This window comes from Streptomyces sp. NPDC111802 (assembly GCF_055634335.1).
In genome coordinates this window covers 130798-149834 of the sequence record NZ_JBVKCZ010000001.1, presented here as the reverse complement: position 1 = coordinate 149834, position 19037 = coordinate 130798, and the positions used below count along the sequence as shown (strand labels likewise).

At 66.0% G+C, this 19037-nt stretch carries 20 protein-coding genes and 2 pseudogenes; 9 read left to right on the top strand and 13 right to left on the bottom strand.

Annotation, left to right across the window (positions count from 1 at the left end):
* Positions 1-96: 96 nt before the first annotated feature.
* From ACZ7NC_RS00740 to ACZ7NC_RS00730, 3 genes are all read left to right on the top strand, one after another.
* Positions 97-939 carry a glutamate ABC transporter substrate-binding protein gene (locus ACZ7NC_RS00740; protein WP_471483674.1) on the top strand — a complete coding sequence of 281 codons (843 nt, stop codon included), beginning with the start codon at positions 97-99 and terminating at the stop codon, positions 937-939.
* A 75-nt stretch (positions 940-1014) separates the two neighbouring features.
* Positions 1015-1680: an amino acid ABC transporter permease gene (locus tag ACZ7NC_RS00735; protein ID WP_471483973.1), complete on the top strand. Its 666-nt coding sequence runs from the start codon at positions 1015-1017 to the stop codon at positions 1678-1680.
* Positions 1677-2585, top strand: coding sequence for an amino acid ABC transporter permease (locus tag ACZ7NC_RS00730; RefSeq protein ID WP_471483673.1), 909 nt, complete (start codon positions 1677-1679; stop codon positions 2583-2585). The genes ACZ7NC_RS00735 and ACZ7NC_RS00730 overlap by 4 nt, the downstream gene beginning before the upstream one ends.
* A gap of 84 nt (positions 2586-2669) precedes the next feature.
* On the opposite strand, the gene ACZ7NC_RS00725 is transcribed toward ACZ7NC_RS00730, so the two are convergent.
* Positions 2670-3128, bottom strand: coding sequence for a hypothetical protein (locus ACZ7NC_RS00725; protein WP_471483671.1), 459 nt, complete (start codon positions 3126-3128; stop codon positions 2670-2672).
* Between the two features lie 44 nt (positions 3129-3172).
* On the bottom strand, positions 3173-3613 hold the full coding sequence (locus ACZ7NC_RS00720; protein ID WP_471483669.1) for a hypothetical protein: 441 nt from the start codon (positions 3611-3613) through the stop codon (positions 3173-3175).
* A gap of 443 nt (positions 3614-4056) precedes the next feature.
* On the opposite strand from ACZ7NC_RS00720, the gene ACZ7NC_RS00715 reads away from it, so the two are divergent.
* From ACZ7NC_RS00715 to ACZ7NC_RS00695, 5 genes are all read left to right on the top strand, one after another.
* The gene (locus ACZ7NC_RS00715; protein WP_471483667.1) at positions 4057-4704 is read left to right on the top strand and encodes a response regulator transcription factor; all 648 of its coding nucleotides are present in this window, start codon (positions 4057-4059) and stop codon (positions 4702-4704) included.
* Positions 4705-5164: 460 nt separating this feature from the next.
* Positions 5165-6796 (top strand): FAD-dependent monooxygenase, encoded by a 1632-nt coding sequence (locus tag ACZ7NC_RS00710; protein WP_471483666.1) that lies wholly within the window; start codon positions 5165-5167, stop codon positions 6794-6796.
* A 157-nt stretch (positions 6797-6953) separates the two neighbouring features.
* Positions 6954-7040, top strand: coding sequence for a putative leader peptide (locus tag ACZ7NC_RS00705; RefSeq protein WP_313960178.1), 87 nt, complete (start codon positions 6954-6956; stop codon positions 7038-7040).
* 90 nt (positions 7041-7130) lie between these two features.
* On the top strand, positions 7131-7703 hold the full coding sequence (locus tag ACZ7NC_RS00700; protein WP_471483665.1) for a cupin domain-containing protein: 573 nt from the start codon (positions 7131-7133) through the stop codon (positions 7701-7703).
* 113 nt (positions 7704-7816) lie between these two features.
* Positions 7817-8254, top strand: coding sequence for a rhodanese-like domain-containing protein (locus ACZ7NC_RS00695; RefSeq protein WP_471483972.1), 438 nt, complete (start codon positions 7817-7819; stop codon positions 8252-8254).
* Positions 8255-8573: 319 nt separating this feature from the next.
* Here ACZ7NC_RS00695 and recX read toward each other — a convergent pair whose 3' ends face one another.
* From recX to ACZ7NC_RS00665, 6 genes are all read right to left on the bottom strand, one after another.
* A complete protein-coding gene (gene recX, locus ACZ7NC_RS00690) occupies positions 8574-9440 on the bottom strand; it encodes a recombination regulator RecX (protein WP_471483664.1) in 867 nt (288 codons plus the stop codon).
* 8 nt (positions 9441-9448) lie between these two features.
* Positions 9449-10576 carry a recombinase RecA gene (gene recA, locus ACZ7NC_RS00685; RefSeq protein WP_471483663.1) on the bottom strand — a complete coding sequence of 376 codons (1128 nt, stop codon included), beginning with the start codon at positions 10574-10576 and terminating at the stop codon, positions 9449-9451.
* 236 nt (positions 10577-10812) lie between these two features.
* Positions 10813-10941, bottom strand: coding sequence for a hypothetical protein (locus ACZ7NC_RS00680; protein WP_471483661.1), 129 nt, complete (start codon positions 10939-10941; stop codon positions 10813-10815).
* 30 nt (positions 10942-10971) lie between these two features.
* Positions 10972-12291, bottom strand: coding sequence for an AI-2E family transporter (locus ACZ7NC_RS00675; RefSeq protein ID WP_471483659.1), 1320 nt, complete (start codon positions 12289-12291; stop codon positions 10972-10974).
* Between the two features lie 60 nt (positions 12292-12351).
* A complete protein-coding gene (locus ACZ7NC_RS00670) occupies positions 12352-12546 on the bottom strand; it encodes a DUF3046 domain-containing protein (RefSeq protein WP_471483657.1) in 195 nt (64 codons plus the stop codon).
* 63 nt (positions 12547-12609) lie between these two features.
* Complete coding sequence (locus tag ACZ7NC_RS00665; protein ID WP_471483655.1) at positions 12610-13863, bottom strand: site-specific integrase; 1254 nt, start codon at positions 13861-13863, stop codon at positions 12610-12612.
* 271 nt (positions 13864-14134) lie between these two features.
* Here ACZ7NC_RS00665 and ACZ7NC_RS00660 point away from each other — a divergent pair, with 271 nt between their 5' ends.
* Entirely contained in the window at positions 14135-14419 is a 285-nt protein-coding gene (locus ACZ7NC_RS00660) for a helix-turn-helix transcriptional regulator (protein ID WP_390664256.1), read from the top strand.
* A 643-nt stretch (positions 14420-15062) separates the two neighbouring features.
* On the opposite strand, the gene ACZ7NC_RS00655 is transcribed toward ACZ7NC_RS00660, so the two are convergent.
* The 5 genes and pseudogenes from ACZ7NC_RS00655 to ACZ7NC_RS00635 form a co-directional block, all read right to left on the bottom strand.
* On the bottom strand, positions 15063-16064 hold the full coding sequence (locus ACZ7NC_RS00655) for a DUF4238 domain-containing protein (RefSeq protein ID WP_471483653.1): 1002 nt from the start codon (positions 16062-16064) through the stop codon (positions 15063-15065).
* Positions 16065-16366: 302 nt separating this feature from the next.
* On the bottom strand, positions 16367-17515 hold the full coding sequence (tcmP, locus tag ACZ7NC_RS00650) for a three-Cys-motif partner protein TcmP (RefSeq protein WP_471483651.1): 1149 nt from the start codon (positions 17513-17515) through the stop codon (positions 16367-16369).
* A gap of 95 nt (positions 17516-17610) precedes the next feature.
* Positions 17611-18363 (bottom strand): DUF5131 family protein, encoded by a 753-nt coding sequence (locus ACZ7NC_RS00645; RefSeq protein WP_471483650.1) that lies wholly within the window; start codon positions 18361-18363, stop codon positions 17611-17613.
* Positions 18364-18613: 250 nt separating this feature from the next.
* A pseudogene (locus ACZ7NC_RS00640) lies at positions 18614-18805 on the bottom strand (MFS transporter); the annotation flags it as partial.
* 7 nt (positions 18806-18812) lie between these two features.
* Positions 18813-18941, bottom strand: a pseudogene (locus tag ACZ7NC_RS00635) (glyoxalase/bleomycin resistance/dioxygenase family protein); the annotation flags it as partial.
* Between the last annotated feature and the right edge of the window lie 96 nt (positions 18942-19037).

Sequence of the window (19037 nt, the reverse complement as noted above, 5' to 3'; positions counted from 1 at the left end):
CCCCACTGACGGACTGCGCCTCGCAGCCAACGACCTGCGTCAACCGCCGCCCCTCCTGACGGCACGCATCTCTTCTTCACGCAAAGGATGTTCACCATGAAGCTCCGCAAGGTCTCCGCCGCGGCCGCCGCCGCGCTCGTCCTCTCGATCACCGCCACCGCTTGTGGTGGGGACGGTGACAGCGACAGCGGGTCGGGTTCCGGTGGCGGCAACAAGAAGATCACCGTCGGCATCAAGTTCGACCAGCCGGGCGTCGGGCAGAAGACGCCCCAGGGCTACGCAGGCTTCGATGTCGACGTCGCCACGTACATCGCCAAGAAGCTCGGCTACTCCGAGGACCAGATCGAGTGGAAGGAAGCGAAGAGCGCCGACCGCGAGACCATGCTGCAGCGCGGTGACGTCGACTTCATCGCCGCTTCCTACTCGATCACCCCCGAGCGCCAGGAGAAGGTCGACTTCGCCGGCCCGTACCTGCTGGCTCACCAGGACGTCCTTGTCCGCGCCGACGACACCTCAATCAAGTCACCGTCGGACCTCAACAACAAGAAGCTCTGTTCGGTGGCAGGCTCGACCTCGGCGCAGAACGTCAAGGACAAGCTGGCACCCGACGCCGACCTGCAGACGTACCCGACGTACTCAGCCTGCCTGAGTGGTCTGCAGAACAAGGCCATCGACGCGCTGACCACGGATGACTCCATCCTGGCCGGCTACGCCTCCCAGGAGAACTTCAAGGGCAAGTTCAAGCTTGGCGGCTTCAAGATGACCAACGAGAACTACGGCATCGGCGTCAAGAAGGGCAGCGACCTTCAAGACAAGATCAACAAGGCCCTGGAGGACATGGTCGCCGATAAGTCCTGGGATGCGGCTGTGAAGGCGAACTTCGGTCCCGCGAACTACAAGAACGAGCCCGCGCCGAAGATCGGCGACATCAAGAGCTGAAGCAGCGCCTGACGGGTGCGCCGCCCGCCGGGGCGGCGCACCGGGCCCAATCCACACGCGGAAGCGCGGGAGATCGTGTTCGACTTTCTTGAAGGTTATGACCTGCTGGGAGCCTTCTGGGTGACGGTGCAGCTCACCCTGCTCTCCGCCGTGGGCTCCCTGGTGTGGGGAACCCTGCTGGCCGCGATGCGCGTCGGCCCGGTACCTCTGATGCGGGGCTTCGGCACCGCCTACGTCAACGTGGTGCGGAACATCCCATTGACGGTGATCATCCTGTTCACCTCGCTGGGCCTCAACCAGACTCTCAGCATCAGCCTGGGAGCGAATAACTTCGAGTCCATCAACTTCCGGCTCGCCGTACTCGGTCTGATCGCCTACACCTCGGCGTTCGTCTGCGAGGCGATCCGCTCCGGCATCAACACCGTTCCAGTCGGCCAGGCGGAGGCGGCCCGCGCCATCGGGCTGAGCTTCACCCAGGTCCTCACGCTGATCGTGCTGCCGCAAGCGTTCCGTTCGGTTGTCGGTCCGCTCACCAACGTACTGATCGCACTCACGAAGAACACCACGGTCGCTGCCGCAATCGGCGTGGCCGAAGCTGCCTTCTTGATGAAGGACATGATTGAGAACGAGGCACAACTCCTGCTGATCTCCGCGATCTTCGCGTTCGGCTTCGTGTGCCTGACGCTGCCGACTGGCTTGATCCTGGGCTGGGTGGGCAAGAAGGTGGCGGTGAAGCGATGAGTTCGGTCCTGTACGACGCTCAGGGCCCGCGGGCCAGGCAGCGCAACCTCATCTTCACGGCTCTGTTTCTGGTCGCCCTGGCCGCGATCGTGTGGTGGGTGTACAAGAGCCTCGACGACAAGGGCCAGTTGGACTGGGAGAAGTGGAAGCCGCTCTTCTCCGGCAGCGAGGCATGGACGACGTACCTCCTGCCCGGCCTGAAGAACACCGTGATCGCGGCGGCTCTCTCGATGGTCTTCGCCCTACCGCTCGGTGCCGTCCTTGGCATTGCGCGTCTCTCGGACCATGCCTGGATCCGGGTTCCGGTCGGCATGATCGTGGAGTTCTTTCGTGCCATCCCGGTGCTGATCCTGATGATCTTCGGTGTGGCCCTCTACTCCGAGTACACGAACGTCAGCTCCGACGACCGCCCGCTGTACGCAGTTGTCACGGGCCTGGTGCTCTACAACGCCGCGGTGCTCGCGGAAATCGTCCGCGCCGGCATCCTCGCCCTTCCCAAGGGCCAGACGGAGGCCGCGCATGCGATCGGTCTGCGCAAGACCCAGACCATGACGTCGGTCCTGCTCCCTCAGGCCGTCACCGCGATGCTGCCGGCGATCGTCAGTCAGCTTGTCGTGATCGTGAAGGACACCGCCCTCGGCGGCGCCGTCCTCACGTTCCCCGACCTGATCGCCGCCGTGAGCCCGATGAGCTCGTACTACGGCGCCAACATCATCGCCAGCTTCACTGTCGTGGCCGTGATCTTCATCGTGATCAACTTCGCTCTGACGAGCTTTGCGAGCTGGCTGGAGCGCAGGCTCAGGCGCAGCAAGAAGAGCACGGGCGCGGTACTGAGTGCCGAGGACATGGAGGAGCTCAACCCAGCTGCGGTGGGCGGCTCCTTCGGAGCCGGTGCCGATAAATAGCCAAACGGTAGGAGACAGGGTGGAGGGCAGTGGCACGATCGCCACTGCCCTCCGCTCTTGCCGCCGGGGTTCCGCGTCACCCGGTCAATTGATGGGCTTGACCGAGACACTCTGAGTGTCTCCGCTCACGGAAAGAGTGATGGCGAGGGTGACGTTGGCGTTCAGCTTGCCGATGTTGCTCACCACAGCGGTCTTGTTGCACCCCGACACGGTGTCCTCATCCTCGGTGTATCCACCATTGGGATGAGCCACGGCGATACGCACCCGCCATTCCTGGCACCCCTTGTAGGTCACACGGAAGTAGTGGTTCCGTGTGTTCCTCATCATCAGGCTGCGGTACTGCTTGTCCGAGTATTCCCACTTCGTCGGTAGGCCGAGGTTGACCGTCCCCTTGCGCGTGCCGAGGTAAATGGCATCTGCATCGTCGGCCGCAGCGGGCGCCACCGCGAAAGCGCTGGTCATGACGGCCAGGGAAGTGCCGAGGACAGCCAGTCTCGTACGCGACTTGCCGTGCACTCGGGGCATCTGAAGCTCCTTGGTCATGGTGGGGACTGCGTCACACGAAGCAGCGACCGAACGTCGTCTGGTCATGCCGGGTAGTCACCCCACTTCCATGTCCACATGTCGTCGAAGTCTTCACCGACGTAATAATTGACCACACCCTTGGCGACGAACTTCTTGCACTTGTCCTTGCCTGGCAGAGTTTTCATTTCCGTTTCAATGGGCGCTCGCCCCTTGGCGTTTTTGTCGTAGACCTTCTTGACGGGATCCCCGCAAAAGACCTGACCTCGCAGATTAAGCACTCTCGCCGTGCAGCCCGAGTTGGTCTCAAACCACACCTTCAGGTACGTCCCAAACTGATCCGAGTCGTACCAAACCTTGAGCTTCGGCGAGGTGCAACCAGCAGCAGCCGCAGGGGGTGCGGAAGTCAGCAAGGCCGACGAAGCAAGCACGGCGCCGGCCATTACGATTGAAGTGCGCCGCCCCAAGGAGCGCAGCGGTCGGCTTTCCGAGGCTAGCAAATTCATCCCCCATCACTCTCCTGAGTCCCTTTTCCACGGTCAGACACACAGGCGATTCATCGTCGATGCCGAACCGGGCAGCCATTACAGCAGAGCAGTCCATTCCCTCATATCCCCCACTAGGGGGAATGCGCACCACCCCATCCCTGGACGGCTCACAGCCCGGGCGCACAACCTCCGCCAGAGGTCGGAAATCCCCGACAGTCACCCAAAAATGATCACCCCTACCATTCGCGACATACTGGACTCCGTTTCGACCAGATGTCTCCAAAACACCCCGCAAATACTCCATATCAAAGAGCCGTTGATCTTGACACCATGGCCCCCTGGAAGGAAAAATGGATAATTGATCGCCCGACCAGCGATCGCGCGACAAATTTCGCAAATTGCAAAATTCAACGGGGTGCGATGTGCGAATCGAATTGCGATGTGATGATCCTTCGCTTCTGATGGACCTCAATGCAGTTCTCAAATCTCAGCCATTTCCGATTTCCGTCACAAAAATAAAGCCTCAGATCGTCATCATCAGCCAGGCTCACCAGCTTGACTCCGTCAATACCCTGCGCTGCGCAAGAAAATCAGCTCCGGAAATCCCAGTACTGATCATCACCGACGGGATGCAGGATTTCGAAATCCGCCGAATGCTCGCGATGGGCGCAGCCGGGATTCTCCTGCGGGAAACATTTGCTCAGCACATTTCATGGACGATTCCGGCGATCTCGAACGGCTGCCGGGCCTTAGCGCCCGAAATTTCCGAATCAATGATCGAAGAATACTTGGCAGCCGCGCCGTCGCCATCACAACAAGCCGCCATGGAGAGAGTTCACAGTTTGAGCAGCAGGGAGCACGAAGTTCTACAACTTCTCAGCCGCGGGATATCCAACCGTGAAATCGCTTCGCATCTCTTCATCAGCCCCGAGACAGTCAAGGATCACGTAAGGGCAATACGCTCCAAGTTGGGCGTCGCCAACCGAGTTCGCGCTGCTCAGGTTGCGTGGCTGGCGCGGGGGAACTCAGTTCAGGAGCAACGGCTTCACCCTGCAACCGCAGTAAGACCTACGCGGCCGGCTCGTCCACAGCACCGGTCACCCGCTTAGCATGTCCAGCTCACTGATGGCTACATCCGCGTTCGCGGGCCCAATACGCTCACGGCCGGACACCAATAACCACGGTCACTCGTAGCCGTAACCAGCGGTGACCCACGACCATGCAGTTGTATCCGAGAGCTGACCCTGCCCCGGCATAGACCTGCGGACGCCATTCGGACCATTTTCCGGCAACAGGGGGAAGGGACTCGGCGGTGCAGAATTGCGCTCTCCCGAAGGCCAGTGGTCACCAGGGGTAGTCGCTCCATCACCGAAAAGTGCCAACGGAAGGCATCCGCGCTATACGGCCTCCGTCAGGAAGGCAGGGTGAACAGCTTGATCGTCGCCCCCTCCGTCACTTGACGCAAGCACCGGCAATGGGTTGCATACGTTCTGTGATCGTGCACCCTGCTCCAACTTTCTGTTCACTTGCGTTCCTGGGGACACCGCTGCGGGCAGGGGGCGCTGCGCCATGGACCCGGTGATCATCGTCGGAGCGGGGCCCGTCGGGCTCACGCTCGCCCTGGCGCTGGCCCGTCAGGAAGTGCCGTGCGTCGTCCTCGACGAGGGCCCCGGCAAAGACGAACCCCGTCTGGCACGCACCGTCGTCCTGCGCGAGGACACGACCGCTCTCATCGAGCGCCTGACCGGTGTGCCGCTCGGCGAGGTCGGGGCCCACTGGGCCGGATGGCGGTCGATGCGGCGCAAGCAGGTGATGCGCGAGGTCACATTCGACGGCGCCGCGGAAGAGCCCGAAAGCCTCACGAACCCCGCCCCCCTGCACATCGCCCAGCACGTCCTGACCGGCGCCCTGCGCGCGGCCCTCGCCGACGAACCGCTCGTCAAGGTCGCAGTGGACAGCCGCCTGGACGCCGTCGAGCAGGAGCCCTCGGGCGTCACCGTCCACACGCGCGGCCCCAAGGGCACCTGGTGGCGCGGCAGTTACGTGGTCGGCTGCGACGGCCCCCGCTCGACCGTGCGCAAACTCATGGACATCCGCTTCCCGGGCCGTACGGCGGTGGAGCGACACGCCGTGGCCGCGCTGCGCGTGGAACTTCCGTGGAAGGGCCAGGCGTTGCTTCATCGGATGCCGCCGTGGCGGACGTCAGGACCCTCGGGCGGGGAGGTGACCGGACGGCCGCTCCCGGAGGGGGTGTGGCGCCTGGACTGGCTGCTGCCGCCGGGCAAGGACCTGGTCACACCCGAGTTGCTGGTGACACACATCCGCGAGACGCTCGCCGGCTGGTCCGACGGGCAGACACCGCCGTACGAACTTCTCGACACCGGAGTTCACACGGTCCACCACCGCCTGGCGCGCCGGTGGCGCGTGGGCCGCGTCTTCATCGCCGGGGACGCGGCGCACTGCCTCGGCACGCTCGGCACACACGGGCTGGACGAGGGACTGCGGGACGCCGACAACCTCGCCTGGAAGCTGGCGTCGGCCTGGCATCACGGGCCGCACGAGGCGCTGCTCGACAGCTACCAGGCCGAGCGACGCGCGGTCGTCGCCGCCCGGCTGCGCGCCGCCGACCAGGCGCTGCCGCTGCTGCGCGGCGGCGGAGGGCTGCGCGCCGTCGTTTCCGGCTCCGCCCGGGGCCATGACGCGCTGCTGATGGACGGCCATCTGGGCCAGGGTGCCGTCGGTGCGCCGGGGTCGTACGCCGACTCGCCGCTCGCGCCCCGGCAGCTGGAAGGCGAGGTCCCCGTGGACACGCCGCCCGGCACGCCGGTCGTGGACGTGCGGGTCACGGCGGAGGACGGCTCGTTCGTGCGGTTGCGGGACCGCCTCGGGCGCGGCGCGCTCCTGGTCCTGCTGATCGCGCCGGGCACGGGCGTGTGGGAGCGCAAGCACTGGGCGACGGCCGGGATCATGCCCCGGCTCGCGGCCGCGGTGACGGCACTGCCGTATCCGGCCGAGTTGCTGGTCGCGGAGAGCTACCCGGGGGCGGCCGCGCACTCCGTCCTGCTGGTGCGGCCCGACGGTCACCTGGTGACAGCGCTGAGCGGCGTACGGCCCGCCGATCTGTACGCGGCGGCCGAGGCGGCGCTGGGCGGACCGGTCAAGGCGGCGGAGGAGGCGGGCGCGGCGGCCGGGTCGCGCTGAGGCCGTCGTGACGAACCCGTGTGTACCGGTCCGCATCCGCCGCACGGTGCTCATCTCTGGACCGGAACTCACCTGAAAGCAGCACTCACTGTCACTGTGCGGTCCGCATAGTGACAGTGAGTTGACCCGTCCGCACCGGCGTGGTGTACTCCGGATCGTGACCGACACCTGTGTGCGCCTGTGGCGGAGGGTCCATATGGACCTCGTCCGCTATGCGGGCTGCGTGTGTCGCCCGTCCTGCTGAACTCGCATCCATCCTTCTTCTTCCCGCGCGCGCCGCGCCTTCACCGGTGCCGTCGCGGGCTCTTCGCGAACTCTCTTCAGGACGGTGCCCGTGTCTGTCTCTCCTGCCGCCGTTGCCGCGTCCGAGTCGGTAGCCACGCCGAATCCGGCTGCCAACCCGGTTCCGAACTCCGCTCCGACGCAGGCGGACCTTCTCGACTTCGTACGGCGTACGGCGGCCGACGCCGAGTTGATCGCCTCACTTCCTCTCGATCCCGAGGGCCGTACCTGGGTACGGCTCGAAGGCCCCGGCGGCAGTGAGGCCTGGCTGATCGGCTGGCCGCCCGGGACCGGCACCGGCTGGCACGACCACGCCGAATCGGTCGGGGCCTTCGTGACGGCGGCCGGCGAGCTCAAGGAGAACTCGCTCGCCGTACGGCTCCCCGCGGACGGCTGGAAGACGCTGGAACTGACGGAGGACGTGGACCGGTCCCGCCGTCTGCCGGCCGGCAAGGGCCGCTCCTTCGGTCGACACCATGTGCACGAGGTCCTCAACGCAGCCGCCGACCAACACGCGATCTCCGTTCACGCCTACTACCCGCCTCTGCCGCAGATCCGCCGCTTCAGCCGGAGCGGGCCGATCCTGCGCCTGGAGCAGGTGGAGCGTCCGGAGGACTGGCAGTGAGCGGGGCGGGCAGCGAATCCGTGGTGCGCGGAGCGGGCGAACGGCCGCTCGGTGGGCGGGAGTTGAAGGTCAACGGCGTGAACCATCAGTCTGTTGACGGGGGCGTGGTGAGCATGAGCATCAGCGGTGCGGAGAAACGACCGGTCGGCATCGACGAGTTGCTGGACCGGGTGCGCGCCGGCTACGAGCGGATAGCGCCGCGGGAGGCGTACGAGGCCGCGCAGGGCGGCGAGGCTCTGTTGGTCGACATCCGGTACGCGGCCCTGCGCGATCGGGACGGACTGATCCCCGGTGCCCTTGTCGTCGAGCGCAACGAACTGGAGTGGCGACTCGACCCGCAGGGCAGCCATCGCGCCCCCGAGGCGACGAGTCACGACCAGCGGGTCGTGGTGATCTGCAACGAGGGGTATGCGTCGAGCCTGGCGGTCGAGTCACTGCGGAGGCTGGGACTGCACCGGGCTACGGATCTGGTCGGCGGGTTCCAGGCTTGGCGGGCGGAGGGGTTGCCGGTTACGTCCGAGGGCGGGACGGGGGCGGGGGCGGAGGTCTAGCGGCTGGCCGGGGCACCGGCCCGGGGGTGTCGTCCCAGAGGGTGTCGTCCCAGGGATGGGGCGCAGTTCCCGGGCAGGCTGTGCCGGGGGCCAACTGCTCGATCCCGGCCCCGGACGCGATGGGCGCCCCCGCGCGTCAACCGTGTCCGGGGCCGGACCCCTGCGATCCCTTGGGTCGGCGGCGCACCTGTGCCCAGGGGATGTCCGGCACCGCGGGCCCCCAGAGGCCGGCGCCAGGGCACCAGGGCACCAGGGCACCAGGGCACCAGGGCACCAACGAGCTAGGCCCCACCGGCTCCAGGCCCCAGCCCCGCCGGCATCAGAACCCCTCGTCCCCGAGGAACTCCGCGTCCTCGCCCTCTTCCTCCAACGCCCGTCGGACCACCCTCAGGGCCATGCCCTCCGAGTAGCCCTTGCGGGCGAGCATGCCCGCGAGGCGGCGCAGGCGTTTGTCGCGGTCGAGGCCGCGGGTGGAGCGCAGTTTGCGGGCGACGAGTTCGCGTGCGGTCGCCTCCTCCTGCTCCGAGTCCAGCTGGCCGACGGCCGCATCGATCAGTGTGGAGTCGACGCCCTTGGTGCGTAGCTCCTGGGCGAGCGCGCGCCGGGCCAGCCCTCGGCCGTGGTGCCGGGATTCCACCCAGGCGTCGGCGAAGGCGCTGTCGTTGATGAGGCCGACCTCCTCGAACCTCGACAGGACCTCCTCGGCGGCGTCGTCCGGGATCTCCCGCTTGCGCAGGGCGTCCGCGAGTTGCTTCCGCGTGCGCGGGGTCCCGGTGAGCAGGCGCAGGCAGATCGCCCGTGCCTGCTCCACCGGGTCCGCTGGGGGCGTCCTCTCCTCGGCCCTCGACGAGGAAGAGGCGCCTCCGTCCTCATCGGACGGCTCCGTACGGCCGCGCCGACGACGCCCGCGTGAGCCACCGGAGCCGTCCAGGCTCCGAGCCCCGCCGGCCCTGCCGCGACCGCGCCGCGAGCCACCACGGGAGTCACCGTTGCCGTACGCCGAGCCGCTCTCCGGCCATGCCTCGCTGTCGATCCCCCCGTCCGCGTCATGGGGCGCGTCCCCCTCGTGGGCATAGCTGCCCACGCCGGGGGAGCCCCCGTCGCCGCCGCTCCCTCGCTCCGGCGGAGCGTCAGGATAGGCGGCGTACTCGGCCCAGTCCGTTCGCCGCGTTTTTGAATCGGACACAGTACGGATCAGCTCTTGGCGGTCGCGGCCTTGGTCTTGGTGGCCTTGGCCGCCGCAGGTGCGGGCACGGACTTCGCGGCGTCGTCCGGGGTGGCGGAGGCCGCGGCGTCCGCGCCCGGTTCGGCGGCGGGCTTCTCCGGCCGTACGCCGACGCCCAGCTTCTCCTTGATCTTCTTCTCGATCTCGTTGGCCAGGTCGGGGTTGTCCTTGAGGAAGTTGCGCGCGTTCTCCTTGCCCTGGCCGAGCTGGTCGCCCTCGTACGTGTACCAGGCGCCGGCCTTGCGCACGAAGCCGTGCTCCACGCCCATGTCGATCAGGCCGCCCTCGCGGCTGATGCCCTGGCCGTAGAGGATGTCGAACTCGGCCTGCTTGAAGGGCGGCGCGACCTTGTTCTTGACGACCTTGCAGCGGGTGCGGTTGCCGACCGCGTCCGTGCCGTCCTTCAGGGTCTCGATGCGGCGGATGTCGATACGCACCGAGGCGTAGAACTTCAGCGCCCGGCCACCGGTCGTGGTCTCCGGGGAGCCGAACATCACGCCGATCTTCTCGCGGAGCTGGTTGATGAAGATCGCGGTGGTCTTCGACTGGTTGAGGGCGCTGGTGATCTTCCGCAGGGCCTGGCTCATCAGTCGGGCCTGTAGACCGACGTGGCTGTCGCCCATCTCGCCCTCGATCTCCGCGCGCGGGACGAGCGCGGCGACGGAGTCAATGACGATGAGGTCGAGGGCGCCGGAGCGGACCAGCATGTCCACGATTTCCAGGGCCTGCTCGCCGTTGTCGGGCTGAGAGAGGATCAGGTTGTCGATGTCGACACCGAGCTTCTTCGCGTACTCGGGGTCGAGGGCGTGCTCCGCGTCCACGAAGGCAACCTGACCCCCGGCCTTCTGCGCGTTGGCCACTGCGTGCAGGGTCAGCGTGGTCTTACCGGAGGACTCCGGTCCGTACACCTCCACCACCCGGCCTCGCGGCAGGCCACCGACGCCGAGGGCGACGTCGAGCGCGGTCGACCCGGTGGGGATGACCTCGATGGGCTCGTTCGGCCGCTCGCCCAGGCGCATGACCGCACCCTTGCCGAACTGCCGTTCAATCTGTGCGAGCGCGGCATCCAGGGCCTTCTCGCGGTCGGTACCTGCCATGGGTTCCACCCGATTTGCTTGAGTCGATCGCTTCACGTCAAAGACGCTAACGCCTGCCACTGACAATGCGCCCCGACGCCCGTCCGGCCTGTGGATAACTCGGGCACTTCTCCCTCCAAACCGTGGCGAAATGCCCGCCGAGCGCTTGACCGGCACCCTCATAAGAATGGATGTTCGATTTTCGTGTCAAGCGCACCACACGGCACCTCGGCACATGCGATGCCCGAGCACGCCGGTCAGCGATGAGCTGCCGTGGCATCGACGGCGAAGGCCTCCCACGGGCGGACATCGACCAGCTTCTCGCCGCAGTCGACACCCGGGATCGCCACGATCCCGGGACCTGACATCAGCACGACCTCTGTCATGCGCCGATCATGGCGCAAGCGCAGGCCCGCTCAGCCGGAACCCTGCCCGGAACCCCCGTTCGCACCGGAGCCCTGCCCGTCACCGGGACCGTCCCCGGAACCCCCCGGCTCCGCCGGAGGCTTCTGCCCCGGCCGCCGTATCCACACCGCACGCGCGCGTGCGAACAAGCGGCGCCCCGTTCCCCGCGCTCGGTGCCCATGGACACGGGGGTCGTCCGTGACGGCGTAGCGCTTCACATACGCCCCCAGGAACGCCTGCAGCGTGGCGACCGCCGGGATGGCGACCAGTGCGCCGACCGCGCCCAGGAGGGCCGTGCCCGCGATGACCGAACCGAAGGCGACCGCCGGGTGGATGTCGACGGTCTTGGCGGTCAGCTTGGGCTGCAACACATAGTTCTCGAACTGCTGGTAGATCACGACGAAGATCAGCACCCACAGCGCGTACCAGGGATCGACCGTGAACGCGATCAGCATCGGCAGGGCGCCCGCGAGATACGTGCCGATGGTGGGGATGAACTGCGACACCAGGCCGACCCACACGGCGAGCACGGGCGCGTAGGGCACGTCCAGGCTCGCCAGCAGGATGTAGTGGGCTATGCCGGAGATCAGTGCCATCAGGCCGCGCGAGTACAGATAGCCACCGGTCTTGTTGACGGCGATCTCCCAGGCACGCAGCACCTCGGCCTGCCTGGCGGGCGGCAGTACGGAGCACAGCGCGCGGCGCAGTCGGGGGCCGTCCGCGGCGAAGTAGAACGAGAACAGCGTTATCGTCAGCAGCTGGAAGAGACCGCCGAGGACCTGGGCGGACACGTCCAGGACACCGCTGGCGCTGTTCTGCACGTAGTTGCGCAGCCAGTCCGACCTGAGCAGGCCCTCCTGGACGTCGACGCGGCGCAGATCGGTTTGGAAGTGCGCGTTGATCCAGTTGATGACGGAGTCGAGGTAGTTCGGGAAATCCTCGACGATCTTGACGATCTGGCCCGCGAGCATCGACCCCAGCAGGGTCACGAACCCGGCGGAGACGACGATCACAGCGAGGAAGACGATGGCGGTGGCCAGTCCCCGGCGCATCCCGCGCGAGGCCATCCAGCTCACTGCGGGCTCGATGGCGAGCGCCAGGAAGAACGCGATGAGGATATTGATCAGCAGCCCGGTGAGCTGGTGAAAGGCCCAGCTGCCCAGCTGGAACACGCCGACGAGCGCCAGCGCGAGCACCATGGCGCGCGGCAGCCAGCGCGGCATGCGGGCGTTCGACCCGGCGTCGCCCTCGCCCGGAGGCGGATCGGGCGGCGTCGTGCCGAACGGGGACCCGTGCCGGGGCAGCTGCCCGGTCTCGTCAGTGCGTGCCACAGAGCAAGTCTCGCCCACGCCACCGACAATCGGCCCCCGTCCTGCGATCTTCGTTGCCGGTCAGCGCTTCTCCCCCGGAACGTTCATGACGGAACAGACCACACGCCACACGTCCTTCGCCGCCCAGCCGGCTTCCAGGGCCTCGTGCACCGTACGCCCGCCGAGCTCCGCCATCACATGGTCGCGCGCGAAGGTGTCGGCGTATCCCGGACCGAAGTGATCCGCCATCCGCTGCCAGAAGACCGTCAACCGCATGCGTTCCGCTCCATACCCACCATGACCTGCATGTCTCCCGCCCTTCACACCCCCGCATGACCGTTAGGGGGTTTCCAGGGAGTTCGCCTCCCCGCTGAACCAAGCATCCATGGCGGCGCGACCTCGCGTGCCGGCGTCGGGCATGAAGTGCGTGTATGTACGCAGAGTAAAGCCAGGGTCGGCGTGCCCAAGCCAGCGGGCGAGGGAGACGATCGACTCGCCGGCTTCGAGCTGGACGCTTGCATAGGTGTGGCGCAGGGCATGGAAGCCGAGCTCGCGCGACGGCTCCCACTTGGCCCCGCCGGAATCGGAGTCCATTCTGCCGATCAGTCCCGCGGAGGCGAGCGCGGGCTTCCAGAGACGTCTGTTCCATGTGTCGCGGTTGCATGCGCGCCCCTGCCGAGTAGCCAGGAAAAGTGGGTAGGCACGCGGAGCCCAGTCGACGCGCTGCCGTTCGCTCTGAGGTTCATGGGGGCTCTCCCACGGGAGTTTCACCGCGACCGGCTGCCAGCGCTTCCCGTGCTGTTTGATGCTGGCCAGGACGCCAGGTGCGGCATCAACTTCTCGCGTCTTGCCACCCTTGGGGAGCGCAAAGAAGAGGTGGCCGTCAATCATGCAGACCTGCCGCCGGACATGTACGACCCCGCGCTCCGCGTCGAGGTCCTCCGGGGACAGTCCGAATACCTCGCCCTGGCGCAGGCCGAGCCCCACCCCCAGGTCGACTGCGAGGCGGTATTGCTCCGGGAGTCCAGCGCGTACCAGCATCGCCTGCTCGCGCGACCACGCTCGCGCCTTCTGAGCAGGCTTGGCCGGTGGCCGGGCAGTGCGGCTCCCCTTCATCGGATGCTTCACCAACCTGCCGTCTTCGACGGCGGCCTGGAGGATCGTGGAGAGATGCCCCCAGGTGGTGCGGATCGTCCCCGGCGACAGAGTCTCTTCCATCTGAGCAACCCATTCCCGGAGGGCTGGCGCAGTGATGGCGTTCAGGGGCAGCGGCCCGAGGGTCGGGAGAACGTGTCCCCATATGCGTCGGCGCGCCGCATCTCGGGTGGTGGCGGCGTACCGCTGGTGCGGCCACCACTGTTCCTCCACATACGAGCGCAGCAGGATCGTTCCTTCACGTGGGTCGACGAACTCCTGCCGCGTCACGTCGGTTTGAGCATGGGCGAGCCACTGCTTGGCGTCGGTGAGCTTGGTGAAGCTGCGGGCACGGACACCGGGGATGCCAGCGACCTTGTAACGCTTCCCCTTGCCGTAGAGCTTGGTCTTCTCCTTGGTTCGTTTGCTGATCCAGCGGTCTTCTATATGTCCTGGCACGTACTCGACACTCCCTAGCGGGCTAGACCGACATTAGTTTCGTGTGACGTCAGCCACATCAACTACCGGCAAGTAGGGATGCAGCAGGACGTATCTGGGATCGAGAGGGACGGAAAGCGGCTACACCTCTACCGTCCTGGGGTTATCAGGCTTCCCCACCCGAAGATTCTGCCACGCGTACACCGACACAACCCACTATGTTGTTTTCGAAGGAAGTCACTCAAACGATCTCTTTCAAATGGATATAAAGACACCTCTGGAGGCTCTTGGAATGGGCGACTCCACGCCTGTGACCGAACACGCGACAATTTGGCAGTTGCTGGCACCTCCGCAGCTAGCCGAGCTGCTCGCAGTGTCGGACAAGACGCTGCGCAACTGGCGGAATGACGGCAAGGGCCCGGCTTACATCAAGCTCGACGGCGGCGCCGTCCGCTATCCGATGCGAGACGTGTACGCCTGGCTCGATGAGCAGCGCAATGCCTCCGTCCGCTTGCATGCACACCGCGCTCACGAAATGCGCCCGGTGGAGCCAAAGAGGTTTCTTGACGTCGCCTGATCCACCCACCCCCATTCCTCACACGGAGGGGATTATGGTGAACGCTGCCGCCATACGGCCATCACTCTCTCCCATTTCCTTGAACTGAACCAAAGAAAGCGGAGCGGGAAAAACCGAAAAGCCACATAAGCCGACTCGTGAAAGCGCGGGTGGCGGGGGTGCGGCCCCCGCCACCCGACCACCCAATGAACCTAGGGGAGTCGAACCCGAAATTGTTACCTTTCCGACCTGCGGTTTCGCCGGAGAACCCGCACAAACACACCTGTTTGCTTGATCCCGCTCGGTCCGCCTCGGTCCGGGTCTCGTGCTGACGTGTCAGCACGAGACCACAGGTCAATGCATTCGCGAATCAAGCGCTACCGAGGGATGCGGTATCCCTTGCATCCTGGGGTACCACGACCTCTGTCCATCCATGCTGAAGCAAACCCGCCTACGTGGCGCGCAGAGATCCCAGAGTCCGCGTCAGCCCAGGGCTGAGGCTACCCAACGGGTCGGTTGCGCAGCGGGTGTGGTCTCTGCTCCCCCGCACTGTGATGGCAGACGGGCGGTGGCGCGCCGTCGGTCTCACCCGGGTGCTGGGGCGCGACGGGGACGCGGTCCTTGGTGATGATGTGGCCGCAGCACTCGGCGCTCTTGGGCACGGTCAGGACGCGGCAGTCCTGGGTGGCGGATGCTCGATGGTCCAGCGGCGTGCGATGTTGCGGTCTGTCGGGAACACCGGGTACTCGATCGCGTACTGTGGAGCCGAGTGCTCTTCTCCGGCCCAGCGTCTTGGCTGGCGGGGGCTGTTCGGCTTCCAGTGCAGCCACGGGTCGTGGCGGGGATGGTGGACGACGAACTGGTCCGCCACGTCGTAGGCGACTTCGACTAGGGCCAGGCCGACGGCGCCCTCGATGTGCAGGAAGTGGTCTGTGCGCTTGCGCGGGTCGGTCAGTTGCTGGGCCGGGCTGGGCAGGAACAGCAGCCGGTGCGGGTCCAGGGGCAACATGATGTCGCTCTGGGCCACAGCGAGGATCTGGTCGTCCGCGTCTGGGCGGTTCCATACGACTACCGGAACGTCGCTGGTGAGCAGGCACATGTCGCTGAAGCCCAGGCCCCACGGGCGGTTCTGGAGCACGAGCGCCAGGGCGGCGATGTTCTCGACGATGTAGCGCAGGTGCGGGTTGTTCGTGGCGATCCGGGCGATGTCGTCGGGAAGTTCGGGGGACTCCTTGGGCGGCGGCTGCGTGTGGGAGAGGCGCTTGCGCTGGCGCGTGGTGCGCAGGATCTGCGCGGCCATCCACCAGGCAAGGGCACCGCGTTGCTCCGGGGCGAGCGGCCAATGCGGGGTCAGCGCCCAGTCTTTGTCGTCGAGGATCACCTTGAGGACCGTCTCGGCGTTGCCCTCCAGGGAGGTGAAGAGTTCCTCGCAGGCATGGTGGGGGACGCCCTCGATGGTTGTGCCCCAGTAGAAGCCGCGCTCGGCGCCGATCGCGGTCGGCGCGGCCGGGAAGGCCCTGTCCGGCTCGTCGAGGCGCCGCACTCGCAGTTCGTACCGTCGCCGTGCTTGATGTTCGGCGAAGTGCCGCAAGTACATCTGGGGAACGGTGTGGTCTCGCGTCCCACCCGTTCTGGCCGCCTTCTTTCCTGCGGACGCTTTGCCCACCTGCCGCTCCCCTACCAGCGATCCGAAGCCTCCCGACAGTAAACAGCGCGTTGTGCGATGCCTGTTAGCGACTTCTGCCGATGACCGGGGCACGTCCGGCGCCTCGGTCGCGAGGGCGTCGCCCCGTCCTGTCGGTGGGAACCATGCGCACCGAGCGGGCACTGTCCGGCCCTTGTGGTGCAGCCGAGTTGGCGGCACCCCTTCCAGGCAAGGGCTGTCTCAGTCTTCTCGTCTGTGCCGCGCCTCTGATCAGGACATGCGGGCCATCCGCGGGCCTGCGCTCAAGGGCCTTGCCAGCAGCGTCATTGATGCCCTCGACCTATGACGGTATCGCGAATCTTGTTGCCCTGTTCGATGATCGAAACGGCCCCGTCCTTGGCCGCCAGACTAAGTGCGGCACGGACCGTGGTGTCGTTCGCCAAGCCGTATACGCCTTCGAAGACGGACCAGACCTCATCCACGAGTTTGACCCGGTTCCGGCGGGCTACCACGTTCCGGAGGTTCTTCCTGACGCGGTCTCGCGCCTTCTCTTGCTCCTGCGCGAGCACGTCTGCCATCACACCGTCGTAGCTGAAGAGAGCGTCATCCTCCTCGGGGCCCAGAGCTTCCAACCACTCACGGCGAGCGCGCGCTATCGCGTCAGCGAAGACCCATATGCCGAACGGGCTCCGGGTCAGGAAGACCAGGTGGTACACAGGCTGGTGGCCAACACGTCGCTTCACAGGCACAGTGACGCCGCGCATTCCGGTTCTGCGTGCCAAGCGGTCTGTGTAGGCGCGCGCGACGGCCTCGGCGGATGCCTCGAAGGTGGTGTTGGGCCCGCGAGCCTGCAGGGCCACTTCCCGCCACCAGTCGCCCCCGCATACGCGGTCCAGCGCAGGGAGGCTCTCGTGCGAGTCGTGCCCGGCGGCCAGCGCGCCCGCCGCGCGGCGGGTGAAGTCTGCACTGAAGTTGAGTAGCACTTCCGTACTTGGCCGCTTCGGGCGCCTCTCCCCGACAAGAACACGCGCCAGGTCTGAGAACGGAAGGCCGGCGCCACATGGGTCCAGAAAGAGGAAGAGCGGGATTCCGGTAGCCGCCTCAACGATGCTGTCCAAGTGGCTGTGAACCAGACCTTGGTGGGCCTGTGCCCGAACGTCCTGGGCCTGATACTCGCCCACGACTTGAGCCAGCTTGTCGTAGTCGGCTCGGGTTTTCTCTACCAGAGTGACTTCGACGATCGCTCGGCTCGCCTTTGCGGCAGCTTGGAGGATCAGCTCACCTGACGCTGGCGTCCCGTCCGGGTAGCGCCCACGGCCGGCGAAGCCGTCCACAATAGCGACGCGGTGGCCAGCAGAACTCGAACCGACCATCGCCGCATACGCGGTGATGTACCGACGCAGGATCGCGTGTTTGAAGATCGACTGGCTGTGATTTCGATCGAGTAATCCACCTGATGTGCTGACCGCCATGACCGTCCCCCTCCGCACCGCCCTGACGCCGGTATATGCGCAAGATGGTCACACGAGGTCAGTGGGTCGCGACAGAGCGCTGATTGGTCAATCCTTCAAGAGACCGTGGTCAGCCCTGAGGGCACGCTGTCCCATAGACGCCCCTGCAACTCCCGTCCGCCGGCCTTAGGTGTGCGACCACCCCACTGTTTAAAGAAGAACGGCACGCGTGAGGATTCACAGTTGTCACGGATCTCGACCACCCACGACTCATCCAGCGGTCGGTGACGGGGGCCCGACTCACCGCCCACGATTACCCAACCGATGCCGTCTAGATCAAGGTTCGGAAGAGGACCGAGCAGCGGCTCGCAGGACAAGAACCGGACTCCGGCTGGAACTTGGCGCAGGTCATCCACACGCGAGAGCTGATCTTCGCTCTCTACTGACACCCCCATCCACACGTTGTCGGGCCAGTCCAAGCTGCTCGCGAGTCGACGAAGTCGGCGACCGCGCTTGGTGAGGACTTGGTAGGTGTGCTGCGGAGTGTCGGCCATAACGTCGAAAACGCGCTGTACGAACTCCAGGGGTACGCGGGCATGGAACAGGTCACTCATGGAGTTCACAAAGACGGTGCGAGGGGTCTTCCATCGGTATGGGAGCGACAGCGAGTCAGGATGTAAGGCAAGTCCGAAGCCCAGACCTGAAGTTACCGGGTTCCCGTCTGTCTGGTACTTGTCGGCGCCCATCGCCTTGAGGCGCTTGGAGAGTGCCAAGGCGTAACAGTTGTCGCATCCGGGCGACACGCGATCACACCCGGTAGTTGGGTTCCAGGTCGCCTCTGTCCATTCGATGGAGCTTCCGTCGCCCATGGCCAACCTCCCAGATATCGAAATTGTGTTCTAATTATAGATTTTGGCATGCCCTATGTCTGCACGCATGCGCAGGCAGCTTACGCGGGAGGCAAGTCCGCGTGGCTGGATGCGGGCGACCCGGGCAGGCCACGCCTAGTTCCCTTCACGCAAAGCGGTGTCGATTAGCTCATTCGCTCGACTTTGGACTCCGCGCAACAACTTCGCGTAGAAGAGGTAGAGGACGGCGAGACTGTGGCTGGCGCGCCCCGGAGGAGGCTGCCGTGGTGGCGGTCGCCGACCAGCCGGTGTCGGCGGTAATCTGCGGGTTGAGGACGGGGAAGGCGTAGTAGACGATTCCCCAGCTGGTGATCTGGGTGGCGCACAGGGCGGGCAGGGCGGCGCGGGGCCGTGACCGGTCCCCCGTGCCGGTCGCGGCCCCGCTGGTGCGGAGGTTGGTCATCGGCGGATCAGCAGCAGCCTGCGGGTGCGGGTTCCTTATTTTCGTCGGCGGATGTGTCGGTGCAGCAGGTACTTCCCGACTGCTTGGCGAGGGTGTCGGCGTCGGCCTTGACGACGTACACCTCCCAGGGCTCCTGGGAGGTGGGCTGAGAGACACCTACGTCGGACATGTCACACACACGCCTCGCCGCGACCCAAGACTGAGGGCGCCAGGCTGCGGCGACACATCCACT